Genomic DNA, 13,012 nt, shown 5'->3' with positions numbered 1-13,012 from the left:
CCGTACGACGCACGAGGCGATCGGCGCCTCGAGTACGTCCATCATAGCGTGCGAGGATTCCGGAGTGCGAGACCGGACACTGCTGCTGACCCTGACGATGGCCGTCGTGGGGGTGTTCGGGCTGGCCGGGTGCGCCACGACGACGGGGAACGCCGGGTCGGGTTCGCCCTCCGCGAACCTGCCGACGTCCGGGATCCCGGACTACCAGCTCGGCGGCGGCTACACCCCGCCGTCCGGCGTGACGATCGTCGAGCGGGACAGCACCGACCACCCCGCCGCCGGGAAGTACGGCATCTGCTACGTCAACGGCTTCCAGACCCAGCCCGAGGACGCCGACGACTGGTTGGACCACCACGGCTCGGCGGTCCTGCGTGACGACGACGGCGACCCGGTGTCCGACCCCGGGTGGCCGGACGAGATGCTCCTCGACACCACCACGGCCGCGAAGCGCACCGAGATCGTCGGCGTCCTGACGAAGTCGATCGCACGCTGCGCCGACCGTGGCTTCGACGCCGTGGAGTTCGACAACCTCGACTCGTGGACACGATCCCACGGGGCGCTCCGGCGTGCGGACAACCTCGCGCTCGCCGCGGCGCTGGTACGGGTCGGACACGAGCACGGCCTGGCCGTGGGGCAGAAGAACACCCCGCAGCTCGGGGCGTCCGGACGGAAGACGACCGGGTTCGACTTCGTCGTCGCCGAGGAGTGCGTGGCGTACCAGGAGTGCTCGGCGTACACGAAGGCGTACGGGAAGCACGTCATCGACGTCGAGTACTCGGACAACACCGACCGGTCGTGGAAGTCGGTGTGCGCGATGGACGACCGGCCGGCGATGACGATCCTCCGCGACCGAGACCTCGTGACGCCGTCGCACCGGGCGTACGTCTTCGAGCACTGCTGACGAAGCGGCCGCGCGCGGGGGTTCGGGCTCAGGCGGGCCAGGCGTCCCGGAGCGCTGCAGCGGCCTGGTCGGCGGACAGCCCCGCGGCCCGCGCCGCAGCCGCCAGGGAACGGGCGGCCTCGCTGACCGGCTCGGGGACGTCCGCCGGACGGATGACCCGCGTGCCGGCACCCCGTGCGGTCTGCACGAGGCCCGCCTCCTCCAGGAGCTGGTACGCCTTCGCGACGGTCCCGGCGGCCAGGCCGAGGTCGTCCGCGAGACCCCGGACACTCGGCAGGCGCTCGCCGTCCACGAGGTAGCCGGCCGCGATCTGCGCGGCGATCTGCGAACGGACCTGCTCGAACGGCGGGACGCGCCCGCCGGCGTCGAGTGCCACGAGGCTCGTCGATGACATGCGGTCCACCCTAGAAGTCGTACTGCTCGCCGACGGGGATCGGCACGGACACGGTGTTGCCCGGAGGCGCGAGGGGGCACGCCCAGGCCGGGTCGTACGCGCACGAGGGGTTGTACGCGAAGTTGAAGTCGAGCACGATCTCGCCGTCGTCCCCGCCGAGGTCGGCGCCCTTGATCGTGTCGAGCAGGTAGCGCCCACCGCCGTAGGTTCCGCGGGCCTTGCCGGCGCTCGCGTCCTTCACCGGGACGAACACACCGCCCGCGTAGCCGCCGTGCGCCCAGACGTCGAGCGACCCGATGCCCGCGAGTGTCACGACGCCCAGGCGGTCGAAGTGCACGATGCCGTCCGTGCCCGTCTCGACGTCCATCGCGATCGGCTCGGCCGGTTCGATGCGGGCCCGGAAACGCCATGCGGGGTCGTAGTCCGGCACCGGCAGGGACTCGAAGTCGCGGGCGTCCTCGTCGAGGAGCGGACTGGCCGGGTGCTCGCCGAACATCGCGTCGCGCGTCTCGCGCCACAACGCGTGCGCGGTCTCCGGATCGGCGGTCGCCCGCACGCGGCGGTACAGGTCGAACGTCATCCGCCGCCAGTCCACGGTCGCGAGCGTGCTGTGCACGCGGTCATCGGTCGCCGGTACTGCCCGCAGTTCGGTCACGCGACGAGGCTACGCCCGCTGCGTCGGCCAGCGCCAGGACATGCCGGGAGGCACGTGGTGCGTCCGCCCGCGCGCACAGTGACGGCGGCGGTCGGGTCCAGTGCGCCGGTGGTTCCGTGAGCAGGTCAGGCGGCGGCCCGGCGGTGGCGGCGCCACTGCGGTGCGAGGACCCGCATCCGCAGGGCACGCCACTGCCAGATGACCCACATGCCGGGCCAGAGCAGGACGCCGAGCGCGGCCGGGCGCATCCGGTAGCTGAGCCGGTCGACGAGGAGCGTGTGGCCGTCGTCGATCCGTTCGACCGCCATCCGGTGCTGCATGGTCATCCGTCCGAACAGGCCGCTGGTGCCGCCGCCGTTGTCGCGCTGCACGGGGACGCCCTCCACCTCGTACAGGTCGAGGTCGACGTGCGTGTCACCGCTCGGGATGACGCCGAAGGCACTCGCCGTGATCGGGTGCGGCTCACCGGGCGCCCAGCGTGCGGGGAACCCCTGCGGGTCGCGGGACCGGTACACCAGGAACGGCTTCGTCACGGCGACCATCACCGCCGGGGAGAGCAGGGCGTCGCGCACGGCCTCGACCGGTGCGTCGAGGGTGATCTTGAGGCCCACGTGCATGGCGCGGACGGTACTCCGTCGTGTTGTGGGCTCGACGGTCCCCGTCAGGCGTGCCGGGCTGCTCGGCGACGGGAGCCCTCGGCCCGGTCGTGCCGACGGAGCCGTTCGGCGAGCCCCAGCCGCACCGTCGGCCACTCCGATGCGATGACGGAGAACACCACGGTGTCCCGCAGCGTGCCGTCGCGCCCGATCGAGTGGTTCCGGAGGACGCCGTCCTGCTTCGCCCCGAGCGCGGCGATCGCGGTGCGGGACTGCAGGTTGTGCCAGTGCGTCCGGAACTCGACCGCTATGCACTGCCACGCCTCGAACGCGTGGGAGAGCATGAGCAGCTTCGCCTCGGTGTTGATGCCCGACCGCTGGGAGGACTTCGCGAGGAAGGTCGACCCGATCTCCGCCCGCCGGTTCGCCGTGTCGAGGTTCATGAAGGTCGTCGCGCCGACGACTCGGCCGGTGGGACGGTCGCGGACGGCGAACGGCACCATCCGGCCGGCGGCGTGCTCGGCCAGTCGCCGCTCGATCTCGTCGTCGACCTGGGCCGGAGCGGGGATCGACGTGTACCAGGTGCGCCAGAGATCACCGTCGGCAACCGCCGCCCGCAGGTCGTCCGCGTGTTCCGGAGCGAGGGGCTCGAGCGTCACACGGTCGCCGGTCAGGGTGGGTACGGGGGCGATCTCCATGACACCCGATCCTATGGTCGGCGACCCGCACGGAGCCCGGGCGGAGGCCCGCCTGTGGAAAAGATCAGGGTCCTCGCGGCGGCTATCGTGGATCGGGTGGCAGCACGCACCCAGCAGCAGTACCAGGTCCGCTTCGCATGGGGGACCGGGGGTGCCGCACGCATCGCCGAGGACGCCCACGTGCTCGTCTGGATCGACGTGCTGCCGGCATCCCCGACCGAGGACGCACGCGAGCGCCAGCGAGCCCTCCGGTCCCTCGCCGCGCAGCTGCCGGAGGGTCCGGAGGTCGTGCTCGGCCACCTCGGCAACGCGAGCGCGATCGCCGGTCGGGTGACGCGCCTCCAGGCCGACCGCGGTGACCGGTGCGTCGTCGCGATCGTCGCCGCCGGACGCCACCACGCACCCGGCGACGACGCTGCCGAGGCGGCGGGCGAAGCCGCCGACGTGCCGGACGCGCCGGACTTCGCGGTCGAGGACTTCCTCGCCGCCGGCGCCGTCGTCGACGCGCTCGCCGAGGTCGGCATCGACCACACCTCACCCGAGGCAGCGGCCGCCTGCGCCGCCCACACCGGACTCCGTCGCGCGGTGAAGCACCTGGTGAGCGCCTCCGAAGCGGCGGCAGCACTGGGCTCCGCTGTCGTGCGCGCCGCGCTCGCCGCGGACACCGATCTGGTCACCCTGCGGGAATCGAACTCGCGCGCGTAGCGTTCCCGACGTCACCCGAAGTCGAGCGAAGGAGCACGCCATGAAAGCAGTCGTCGGAGACACCGTGATCGCTGAGGCCCCGCAGGAGGACCTCATCCAGATCGAGGGCAACTGGTACTTCCCGCCGTCGAGCGTGAAGTCCGAGCTGTTCACCGAGAGCCCCACCCAGTACCACTGCCCCTGGAAGGGCGACACGCAGTACTACACCGTGAACGTCGACGGGCAGGCGCTGCAGGACAACGCCTGGTCGTACCCGACGCCGATCCCGTCGTCGTTCGACCGCGTCGGCAAGGACTACAGCGGCTACGTGGCGTTCTGGAAGGGTGTGCGCGTCGTCGACTGATCCGGTCGGCTTCGGCCAACGGGTCAGCGTCGACTGGCGGGTCCGTGCCGCTGACCTGGGTCAGCCGGCGAGCGTCAGCGCGACGAGCGCCACGTTCAACGCGACGATCACCAACGCGATGACCCCCGCGACGACGCGGGTGGTCATCGCGTTGACGTCTGCGCCCATGATGCTGCGCCGCGACGTGTAGACCACCAGGGGGACGATCGCGAACGCGATCCCGAAGCTCAGCACCACCTGGCTCACCACGAGCAGCATCGTCGCGTCCGCGTTCACCGCGAGGAGCACGATCGCCGGCACCAGCGTGATCATCCGTCGCACGACGAGTGGGATCCGCACGTGCAGCAGCCCGTGCATGATCTCGGCGCCCGCCATGCACCCCACCGAGGTCGAGGCGAGCCCGGACGCGAGCAGCCCCACCGCGAACAGCACCCCCACGACCGGACCGACGTGCTCGGCGATCGCTCGCTGCGCGCCCGGGATCGAATCCGTGTCAGCGACTCCCGGCAGGGTCGCCGCCGCGAGGACGAGCATGCAGATGTTCACCCCACCCGCCACGAGGAGCGCGAGCCCCACGTCCCACCGTGTCGCGACGAGGACGCGGCGCCGCTCCGGGCCCGCGGGCACGTCGCCGTGTCGGTCCCGCGCCAGCGCGGAGTGCAGGTAGACGGCGTGCGGCATCACCGTGGCGCCGAGCATCGAGGCCGCGAGCATCACCGACTCCGACCCCTCGAACCGCGGGACCAGCCCGGCGACGAGGTCACCGGGCGAGACCTGCGCGAACAGCAGCCCGGCGCAGAAGCCGACCGTGAGGATCGCGAGCATCGCGGTGACGACGGTCTCGAACGTGCGGGTCCCACGCCGACTCTGCAGCGTGAGGATCGCCATCGACACCACGCCGGTGATGATCCCGCCCGCGACAAGGGGCAACCCGAACAGCAGGTGCAGGGCGAGCGCGCCGCCGATCACCTCGGCGATGTCCGTCGCCGCCGCCACGATCTCCGCCTGTGCCCAGAACAGCAGCCGCGGGGTGCGCTTCATCCGCAGGCCGAGGTGCTCCGGAAGCGACTTGCCCGTGACCACCCCCAGCTTGGCGGAGAGGTACTGGACCACCACGGCGCTCGCGTTGGCCGCGACGAGGACCCAGAGCAGCAGGTAGCCGTACTTGGCACCCGCAGTCAGGTTCGCGGCGACGTTGCCGGGGTCGACGTACGCGATCGCGGCGACGAACGCGGGGCCGAGCAGGCTGAGGCCGGCAGCGCGCTTCCGCGGCGTGGTCGCCTCGGCAGGGCGGGCGGCGGTGTCGGTCATGCGGACCAGTGTGCCAGAGGATTCGGCGTACCGAATTCAGGTTTTCGGCGACTGGTTGGACTGCACCGCGGCCGTGACGGTCTCGAACCCGCCGGACCTCCTCAGTCCGCTGCGCGCCTGGCCCGGTGCGCCCGCACCTTGGCCCGGTTCCCACACCGCTGCATCGAGCACCAGCGTCGGGTGCCGCCACGGGACGAGTCGTAGAACACCAGGCCGCAGTCCTCGGCCGAGCACCGGCTCAGCCGGGTCGGCTGGCCGTCCGCGGCGATGTCGTCGAAGCCCACCTCGGTGAAGAGGGAGACCGCGTCGCGGGCGACGCTCGACAAAGCCTGTGCGAGCCGGACGCGGTTCGCTCCGGCCCGGCGGCGGCCACCCGGGAGGCTCGGGGGCACGTCCGGCAGGGCGGCGAACAGGTTGACGGTGTCGATGTCGTCGGGCGCGGGGCGCGTGCGGCCCGTCCCGGCACGGAGGCCCGCTGCCACGGCGGTGCGTTCCGCTGCGGTCGACGCGGGGGCGGGAGCCGCGGCCACGGCGAGCCGCGAGATGGCGGCCCGGAGCGCTCGGGCGTCCTGCAATTCGCGTGCGGTGGCACCGACGTCGATCGGTTCGGTGTGGTCGGTCAGCCACTCGTCGAGGTCCGCCGGGGTCGTCAGGAGCTCGCCGAGCTGCGCCCGCGGCCGGCGTCCGTCCGGGTCGTCCGCGAATCCGCCGGTGTGCGCGAAGTCGAGGGCGATCCGCCCGGCGTCGAAGAACCAGGAGGAACCGGCGTCCGTGCGGATGTGCTGCCCCGTGTGCATCCGCCCAGGCTAACGGGTTACCGGCGCGCCTCCGCGTGGTCGCCCGTTCGTGCGGTAGCCCGAGGGTCCTGCTCGTGCCGTCGGTTCCACGTGATGACGTTCCGCGCGTCGAAGCGCCTCGAGCACCGCGCACAGGCGAGCGGACGGGTCGGCGTCCGGTAGCGGAAGTGCTCGTGGCCCGCCGGGCACGAGCCGACCCACGGCGCCAGCTCGCTCGCCACCGGGCCGTCGTAGAGCCGCGAACCGGTGTACCCGAGCGCCGCGGCCGTCCGTCGCCACGTGGGACCGTGGGCAGCGCGGGAGCCGGCGAGTGCGTGCGCGATCTCGTGCAGGAGCACCTGGTCGACGTCGTCCTCGGAGAACCGGACGGCCAGGTGCCGGCTCACCGTGATGCGCTTGCGGGCGAAGTCGCACTGCCCGGCACGGGTCTTCGCGTGGTCGAAGGCGAACGACCAGCCCCTGCCGCCGAGGTGGGCGGTCATGAGCTGCTCGGCGCGGGTCCGGACCGCTTCGAGCGACGTCACTGCAGGTCGTCGTCCGGTTCGTCGCGTGCCGCCTGGCCCTTCTGCGCCGCGCGCGTGGCGATGCGGCCCCAGAGGTCGTCGGCCTCGGTGCGCGCAGCGTCGGGCGCACCGAGCACCCGTCGGCGGATCGGCGGCACCTGCTTCACCGGCTCGGCGACGCGGGTCTTCGGCTCGTCCTCGTCGGCGCGGCGGGCAGCGATCTCCCGGGCCGTGCGCGGACGGTCCTCGTCGGTCTTCGGGTGCGCCACCGAGGCACGGAGGGCGGCCTCGACCGCGGTACGGAGCGCTTCCGTCCGCTCCGACGGGGCCCCCGCCTTCCGGAAGGCCTGGTAGGCGCGGGACAGCGCCGACCGGGCCTCTTCGTAGCGGGCGAGCTCGAACAACGACCACCCCTCGAGTTCGGCGGCGGCGCCCTCGAGCTCCGGCCACTCCTCGGTCCGTGCGGTGTCCCGAGCGAGCGCCGACTCCGTCGCCGCGCGCTCGTACCGGCCGAGGTCGTGCAGCACGTGCGCACGGCGGATGCGGGCGGCGACCTTGTCCGCCCGTTCACCGGTGAACATCGTCAGACGGAAGACCTCCTCCGCGATGACCAGGGACTCGTCGAGCCGACCGAGCAACCGGAGGAGCTCGGCGCGTTCCGCGAGGGCATCGGTGCTGCGGCTCTGGCCGAGGTCGCGCAGACGCTGCTGGATCGCGTCGGCGTCGACCGCGGGGCGCAGGCTGATGGGAGCGAAGGTGCTGCCCGGGCTGACGCCGGCCGTCACCGGGGCCGCATGGCGCGGTTCCCGGGCGCGGTCGATGCGGTCGGGCTGCTGGCGGTCGTCGGGCGGGAGGGACATCGGGTCGAGCGTAACCGCGCTGCGCCGTGAGCGAGCGGTGCCACGCGCACGGGGGGCGCGCGTCGTACCGAGAACGCGGAACGGCCCGCCGTGCGGGGTGCACGACGGGCCGTTCCGGGGAACTCAGGAAGCGCCGCCCATGGCGCTCGCTGCGGCGACGCCGACGTAGGTGCCGAACGTGGCGAGCGTCGCGACGACGGCGAGGATGATCGCGAACACGCCCCAGCCCCGGCCTCGCTTGAGGACGGCGGCGATGATGCCCTGGACGAGCGCCCACAAACCCAGGATGGCTGCGATACCGACCACGGCTGCCCCACCGTAGAACTGAGACTGCACCGCGGGGTCATTGAGGATCTGACCCTGCGCTTGCTCCGGCGTGATCGTGGTGCTTCCGCCCTGCACCAGGTCGTTCAGCGCGCCACTGTTGGCGAGGGCGGAGCCGATGATGTATCCACCGATCACCCCGAGCACGAGGGAGAGGAGGCCGACGACGAACGCCACCACGCCGACGGTCTTCTTCTTGCGCTTCGGTTCCTCGTAGCCCTGCCACGCGGGGGCACCGGCACTCGCCGGAGCGGAGGCAGCAGCGTACGGCTGGTGCGCCTGGTGCTGCTGCTGGTCGCCCCACGAGGGCGTTCCCTGCTGCTGCCCGTACTGGTTCTGCCCGTACTGGTTCTGTTCGCCGTACTGGTTCTGCCCGTACTGGTTCTGCCCGTACTGCTGCTGCTCGCCGGTCTGCGGCGCGTGCTCGCCGTAGCGAGGGGCCTGCTCGCCGTACTGCGGGGCGGAGTCCGGCGTCGGATCGACCCGCTCGCCGTACCGCGGCTCGTCGGCGGCGGGAGCGGGCTGCTGCGGGGCGTCGCCCCAGCTCGGTGCCTGGCCGTCGCCCGTCCGGTCCTCGTTGCTCCGGTCGTCGTTCGTCATCAGGATTCCCATCGCTCGGTCGCGCGGCTGCACGGTCGTTCAGCCCATCCTGGCAGCCGGGCCTCCGCTGTGCCCGACAACGCGCTCGCCGCGTGAGCATGTTCAGACGTCCCACGAGTCGATCGGCGGGTGCGGTGGCGTTCGTTGCGCACGCGGGGTTGCGACACCGTCGCAGTCGTACGACAGCGGTCATGTCGCTGCTGCGCGTCCGCAACCGTTGCGCGCGCGGGGTTGCGACACCGTCGCAGTCGTACGACAGCGGTCATGTCGCTGCTGCGCGTCCGCAACCGTTGCGCGCGCGGGGTTGCGACACCGTCGCAGTCGTACGACAGCGGCATCGTCGTCTCGCGTCGGTGGGCGTGACGGTCTGTCGGCCTGGAGGCGCGGGACAGCGCCGGCACGCGCCTCCAGGCCGTCGGGCGGTTGCGTCTGCAACAGTCGACACGACCGATGTCGTACGACAGCGGTCTTGTCGCTGTTGCGCGTCCGCAACTGTTGCGCGCGCGGGGTTGCGACGGCGTCGATGTCGTACGACTGCGGGGATGTCGTTCGGGGTCGGCACCCGCGATCGCCCGCGCCGCCCGCGCGCCGCCCGCGCCGACCGCCAGCCCGCACCCCGCGCCGGCCCTCAGCCCCCGAACACGCTCCGGTTCGGCTCCGGCGACGCCACCGCCGTCTGGTCGGTCACGATCGGCGCCCCGGCGATGAACGCCCGCAGCTCGGCCCCGTGCACGACCTTCGCCGGCATCGGGTCGGATGAGTACCGCCGCGGCATCTCCGCCACGGGCAGGTCCGTCGGTGACCCGAGCAGCACGATGTTCCCGAACCGTCGGCCCTTCAGCATCCCGGTGTCCGCCACCGCCACCACCGACGGCAGCACCGCCTGCAGGGTGGACGCCTGGCCCCGGGCGAAGGCCAGCCCGGCGCCGTCCGCGACGTTCACCGCGACGACTCCGGCCGGCGACAGGAACTCCGCGACCTCGCGGTAGAACTCGACGCTCGTCACGTGCGCCGGGATCTGCGAGCCGCCGAACACGTCCACCACGGCGAGGTCGACCGTGCCGCGCAGACCGGCGGGCAGCTTCCCGAGGACCTCCCGCGCGTCCCCGTACCGCACCCGGATCGACGCGCCGCGGGGGAAGGGCAGCACCTCGCGCACCTGGTCGACGAGGTCCCGCTCGAGCTCGATCACCTGCTGCCGGGAGCCCGGCCGGGTCACCGCGACGTAGCGGGGGAGCGTGAGGGCGCCGGCGCCGAGGTGCAGCGCCGTGATCGGCCCCTCGGGCAGCAGGTCGATGGCGTGCCCGATCCGCCGGATGTACTCGAAGGCGAGGTGCGTCGGGTCCTCGAGGTCGACGTGCGACTGCGGCGTCCCGTCGACCACGAGCGTGAACGACCCCGGGCGGTGCCGGTCCGGCTCGACGACCGCGTACCCCGCACCGATCCGGAACCCGTCGAACGCATCAGCCATGCCCCCAATGGAACACCACCGGTGGGACCCCGGCGATCACCACCCGCGTCCCCACCCCTGGTTGGTGTGGCCGCCGACGCCCGCGAACGAGGCTGGTGTCACCGGTCGGGAGCAGCCCGCCGGACCTCTCGAAAGGCGTACACCATGTCGGTCCAGCTCGTCGCGAACGTCATCATCGGGCTCGCCCTCGTCGCGTTCCTCGCGTACCGCCAGACGACCTGGCAGTACCTCGACCCGACCCGGATCTGGCGCACCCCGCTCGTCATGGGCGTCGTCGGTGTGGTCGTGCTCGCCCAGACGAAGGCCACCGTCACCACCACCGACGTCGTGTTCCTCGCCGTCGAGGCCCTCATCACCGTCGGTGTCGGCCTGACCATGGGACGGATCACCCGCTTCCGCACCGTCGGCACGCCGGACAGCAAGGGCCGCACCATGCAGTCGCGCACCGGCGGGCTCGGTGCCGCGCTGTGGATCGTCCTCATCGTGGTCCGCGTCGGCCTCGACGTCCTCGGCGGCCACCTCGGCGCGCACCTCCTCACCTCGACCGGCACGATCCTGCTCGTCCTCGCGCTGAACCGGGCGGCCCGGGCGCTCGTCATCGACCAGCGCATCCCCCGCGACGACAGCCGGTCCCGCGGCATGATGGTCCGGTGACCCTGCTGACCGGCCAGGACCCGACCGACCTCCCCGGAGGCCGGTCGCGTTCCGGTGCCGCGTGGGGTCTGAACGCGCTCGGCATCGTCATCGTCGGGTTCTGGTTCGTCCGGAACGGCCTGGCGATCCAGCCGGCGGCCTGGGTCTGGGTGGTCGGGGCGGTGGCGCTCGCCGCGTGGGCCCTCCGGGAGTTCGGCCGTTCGCCCCGCCTGCTCGTCGTCGCCGGCGTCGTCATGATCGCCGCGGGCTCGGTGACGGTGGTGCCGACCGACTCGCTGATGATCGTCCCCGTCATCGTCGGACTCGTCCTGCTCGGTGCGAACCTGCGGCTCCCGGTGTGGACGGCTGCCGTCACGGCGCTGGCAACGATCGTCGTCATCGCCGTCTCGGCCTCGATCGACGGCACGTCCGTCCAGTTCGTCCTCGGCACGAGCGGCGGGCTGCTCCTCGGGGTCCTCATCGGCTTCAGCCGCCGGCAGTTCCGCGTCGCGGCGGACCGCTCGCGCGAGGCCGAGCGGGAGCAGCAGCGGGCCGAGCTCCTCGCCGACCGGTCCCGGGCGGCGCGGGACATCCACGACGTCCTGGCGCACTCCCTCGGCGGGCTGGTGCTGCAGCTGGACGCGGTGGAGGCCCTCCTCGAGGCCGGTCGTGTCGAGGACGCCACGACACGTGCGGGCGAGGCCAGGGCCCTCGCCGCGGACGGGCTGGCCGAGGCGCGGCGTGCGGTGCACGCGCTCCGCGAGGACACCGGACCCGACGGCGATCCGGAGCCGGCCACGCGCCCCGGCGTGACGGATCCCGACCAGGGGATCCGTTCCTCCCGGCCGGTTGCGGACGACGGGACGGGCCTGACGGCCCTCGTCGACGCGCACCGGTCGTTCGGCGGCGAGATCGTGACGCAGGGGGACACGACGTTGACCGTCCTCGATGCGGCCCACCGGGCCGCTGTGGTCCAGGTCGTCCGGGAGGCACTGAGCAACGCCCGCAGGCACGCTCCGGGCCGCCCCGTGTCCCTGTCCGTCATCCGGGACGGCGACGCCGTGGACGTCGTCGTCGCGAACCCGCTGGCCGGCGGCGGGCACGGGCTGCTCGGGATGCGCGAGCGTTTCGCGGAGCTCGGCAGCGGTGCCACGGTCGAAGCGGAGCGGTCCGACGACGAGTTCGTCGTCGCCATGCACCTGCCGGTCGGGGACGCTGCCGACGTCACCGTGGACGCCCCCACGGACCCGGACGGGGCGCGGCCGTGATCCGAGTGCTCGTGGTCGACGACCAGGCCATCGTGCGCGACGGTCTCGTCACCGTGCTGTCGCTGATGCCCGACCTCGAGGTCGTCGGCGAGGCGTCCGACGGCGCCGAGGCGATCGCCGCTGTCGAGCGCGACGTGCCGGACGTGGTGCTCATGGACCTCCGGATGCCGGAGGTCGACGGACCGACGGCCACCGCGCGGATCACGGCGGCGCACCCGGAGGTCGCCGTGCTCGTGCTGACCACCTTCGCGGACGACGAGTCCATCGTGAGCGCCCTGCGGGCAGGTGCTCGTGGCTACCTGACCAAGGACGCCGGACGGTCGGAGATCGCGACGGCGATCCGGGCCGTGGCCTCGGGGCAGTCGACGTTCGACGCGACGGTCGGGGCGCGGCTCGTCGCGCAGCTGGCAGGGGGCGGGGGCAGCGAGCCCGTTGCCGCACCACCCTCGGGCGTCCGTTCACGCTTCCCGGCGCTGACCCCGCGCGAAGCGGACGTCCTCGAGCGCATCGCCGAGGGACGGTCGAACCCGGAGATCGCGGCCGAGCTCTTCCTGACCGTGCCGACCGTGAAGTCGTACGTGAACCAGGTCTTCACGAAGCTCGGCGTGCGCTCCCGTGCGGAGGCCGTGGCGCTCGTCCTGCGCTGAGCGGCCCGCTGCCCGCCTGGTGCGCCCAGCCGCTCGCCCCGTGCTCCCAGCCGTCTCATCGGCTGCAGGTGAATGCGTACACATGAACGGCCAGCGGACGTCAAGGGTCGTCGCCTATCGTTCACGCCGTCGTCACCTCGGTGCGTCGATCCGCGCAGTGCCCCACACCTCGCGGTTCCGCACCCCGTCGTGACCACGGCGTGCCCTCCGGTGACCCCCACTGCCGGACCATCCGGCACGCCGTCGGAGTGCCCCGGGCCGTCCTGCTCTCGCGCGCTCCGCCCGTGAGCCGCCCCTCGCGACGGC

At 72.7% G+C, this 13,012-nt stretch carries 16 protein-coding genes; 6 read left to right on the top strand and 10 right to left on the bottom strand.

Annotation, left to right across the window (positions count from 1 at the left end; all coding sequences use genetic code 11):
• Positions 1–64: 64 nt before the first annotated feature.
• Positions 65–901: an endo alpha-1,4 polygalactosaminidase gene (locus tag BLT36_RS01535; RefSeq protein WP_092091309.1), complete on the top strand. Its 837-nt coding sequence runs from the start codon at positions 65–67 to the stop codon at positions 899–901.
• A gap of 28 nt (positions 902–929) precedes the next feature.
• On the opposite strand, the gene BLT36_RS01530 is transcribed toward BLT36_RS01535, so the two are convergent.
• From BLT36_RS01530 to BLT36_RS01515, 4 genes are all read right to left on the bottom strand, one after another.
• Positions 930–1,295, bottom strand: a complete 366-nt coding sequence (locus BLT36_RS01530) for a GntR family transcriptional regulator (protein ID WP_092094210.1) — start codon at positions 1,293–1,295, stop codon at positions 930–932.
• Positions 1,296–1,305: 10 nt separating this feature from the next.
• A complete protein-coding gene (locus BLT36_RS01525; protein ID WP_092094208.1) occupies positions 1,306–1,875 on the bottom strand; it encodes a DUF1684 domain-containing protein in 570 nt (189 codons plus the stop codon).
• 200 nt (positions 1,876–2,075) lie between these two features.
• Positions 2,076–2,567 (bottom strand): hypothetical protein, encoded by a 492-nt coding sequence (locus BLT36_RS01520; protein ID WP_092091307.1) that lies wholly within the window; start codon positions 2,565–2,567, stop codon positions 2,076–2,078.
• A 44-nt stretch (positions 2,568–2,611) separates the two neighbouring features.
• Positions 2,612–3,244, bottom strand: a complete 633-nt coding sequence (locus BLT36_RS01515; protein ID WP_092091305.1) for a GNAT family N-acetyltransferase — start codon at positions 3,242–3,244, stop codon at positions 2,612–2,614.
• Positions 3,245–3,340: 96 nt separating this feature from the next.
• On the opposite strand from BLT36_RS01515, the gene BLT36_RS01510 reads away from it, so the two are divergent.
• Together BLT36_RS01510 and BLT36_RS01505 are read left to right on the top strand one after the other, a co-directional pair.
• Positions 3,341–3,949 (top strand): 2-phosphosulfolactate phosphatase, encoded by a 609-nt coding sequence (locus tag BLT36_RS01510; protein ID WP_092091303.1) that lies wholly within the window; start codon positions 3,341–3,343, stop codon positions 3,947–3,949.
• Positions 3,950–3,989: 40 nt separating this feature from the next.
• The gene (locus BLT36_RS01505; RefSeq protein WP_070417652.1) at positions 3,990–4,292 is read left to right on the top strand and encodes a DUF427 domain-containing protein; all 303 of its coding nucleotides are present in this window, start codon (positions 3,990–3,992) and stop codon (positions 4,290–4,292) included.
• A 60-nt stretch (positions 4,293–4,352) separates the two neighbouring features.
• On the opposite strand, the gene BLT36_RS01500 is transcribed toward BLT36_RS01505, so the two are convergent.
• From BLT36_RS01500 to BLT36_RS01475, 6 genes are all read right to left on the bottom strand, one after another.
• Positions 4,353–5,603, bottom strand: a complete 1,251-nt coding sequence (locus BLT36_RS01500) for an Nramp family divalent metal transporter (RefSeq protein WP_092091301.1) — start codon at positions 5,601–5,603, stop codon at positions 4,353–4,355.
• A gap of 101 nt (positions 5,604–5,704) precedes the next feature.
• Positions 5,705–6,400, bottom strand: coding sequence for a CGNR zinc finger domain-containing protein (locus BLT36_RS01495; protein ID WP_092091299.1), 696 nt, complete (start codon positions 6,398–6,400; stop codon positions 5,705–5,707).
• Positions 6,401–6,417: 17 nt separating this feature from the next.
• On the bottom strand, positions 6,418–6,924 hold the full coding sequence (locus tag BLT36_RS01490) for a SprT-like domain-containing protein (protein WP_092091297.1): 507 nt from the start codon (positions 6,922–6,924) through the stop codon (positions 6,418–6,420).
• Positions 6,921–7,763: a hypothetical protein gene (locus tag BLT36_RS01485; RefSeq protein WP_092091295.1), complete on the bottom strand. Its 843-nt coding sequence runs from the start codon at positions 7,761–7,763 to the stop codon at positions 6,921–6,923. The genes BLT36_RS01490 and BLT36_RS01485 overlap by 4 nt, the downstream gene beginning before the upstream one ends.
• 123 nt (positions 7,764–7,886) lie before the next feature.
• A complete protein-coding gene (locus BLT36_RS01480) occupies positions 7,887–8,687 on the bottom strand; it encodes a DUF4064 domain-containing protein (RefSeq protein ID WP_092091293.1) in 801 nt (266 codons plus the stop codon).
• Between the two features lie 628 nt (positions 8,688–9,315).
• A complete protein-coding gene (locus BLT36_RS01475; protein ID WP_092091291.1) occupies positions 9,316–10,158 on the bottom strand; it encodes a spermidine synthase in 843 nt (280 codons plus the stop codon).
• Between the two features lie 144 nt (positions 10,159–10,302).
• Between BLT36_RS01475 and BLT36_RS01470 the strand changes: the two genes are divergently transcribed.
• The 3 genes from BLT36_RS01470 to BLT36_RS01460 are packed head-to-tail and all read left to right on the top strand — an operon-like array spanning position 10,303 to position 12,706.
• The gene (locus tag BLT36_RS01470) at positions 10,303–10,812 is read left to right on the top strand and encodes a hypothetical protein (RefSeq protein ID WP_092091289.1); all 510 of its coding nucleotides are present in this window, start codon (positions 10,303–10,305) and stop codon (positions 10,810–10,812) included.
• Entirely contained in the window at positions 10,809–12,059 is a 1,251-nt protein-coding gene (locus tag BLT36_RS01465; protein ID WP_092091287.1) for a histidine kinase, read from the top strand. The genes BLT36_RS01470 and BLT36_RS01465 overlap by 4 nt, the downstream gene beginning before the upstream one ends.
• Positions 12,056–12,706, top strand: coding sequence for a response regulator transcription factor (locus BLT36_RS01460; RefSeq protein ID WP_092091285.1), 651 nt, complete (start codon positions 12,056–12,058; stop codon positions 12,704–12,706). Before BLT36_RS01465 ends, BLT36_RS01460 begins: the two co-directional genes overlap by 4 nt.
• The last annotated feature ends 306 nt before the right edge of the window (positions 12,707–13,012 follow it).

Origin of the sequence: Curtobacterium sp. UNCCL20 (assembly GCF_900101675.1) — a bacterium.
Taxonomy (GTDB): Bacteria; Actinomycetota; Actinomycetes; order Actinomycetales; family Microbacteriaceae; genus Curtobacterium.
Note: the sequence above shows the minus strand (reverse complement) of the source record. Positions and strands in the feature narration are given on the sequence as shown.

Excerpts from the sequence above, each read along its gene's own strand:
- BLT36_RS01485 (WP_092091295.1), bottom strand. The coding sequence starts at position 7,763 with ATGTCCCTCCCGCCCGACGACCGCCAGCAGCCCGACCGCATCGACCGC.
- BLT36_RS01525 (WP_092094208.1), bottom strand. The coding sequence starts at position 1,875 with ATGACGTTCGACCTGTACCGCCGCGTGCGGGCGACCGCCGATCCGGAG.
- BLT36_RS01520 (WP_092091307.1), bottom strand. The coding sequence starts at position 2,567 with ATGCACGTGGGCCTCAAGATCACCCTCGACGCACCGGTCGAGGCCGTG.
- BLT36_RS01515 (WP_092091305.1), bottom strand. The coding sequence starts at position 3,244 with ATGGAGATCGCCCCCGTACCCACCCTGACCGGCGACCGTGTGACGCTC.
- BLT36_RS01480 (WP_092091293.1), bottom strand. The coding sequence starts at position 8,687 with ATGACGAACGACGACCGGAGCAACGAGGACCGGACGGGCGACGGCCAG.
- BLT36_RS01530 (WP_092094210.1), bottom strand. The coding sequence starts at position 1,295 with ATGTCATCGACGAGCCTCGTGGCACTCGACGCCGGCGGGCGCGTCCCG.
- BLT36_RS01495 (WP_092091299.1), bottom strand. The coding sequence starts at position 6,400 with ATGCACACGGGGCAGCACATCCGCACGGACGCCGGTTCCTCCTGGTTC.
- BLT36_RS01500 (WP_092091301.1), bottom strand. The coding sequence starts at position 5,603 with ATGACCGACACCGCCGCCCGCCCTGCCGAGGCGACCACGCCGCGGAAG.
- BLT36_RS01475 (WP_092091291.1), bottom strand. The coding sequence starts at position 10,158 with ATGGCTGATGCGTTCGACGGGTTCCGGATCGGTGCGGGGTACGCGGTC.
- BLT36_RS01505 (WP_070417652.1), top strand. The coding sequence starts at position 3,990 with ATGAAAGCAGTCGTCGGAGACACCGTGATCGCTGAGGCCCCGCAGGAG.
- BLT36_RS01470 (WP_092091289.1), top strand. The coding sequence starts at position 10,303 with ATGTCGGTCCAGCTCGTCGCGAACGTCATCATCGGGCTCGCCCTCGTC.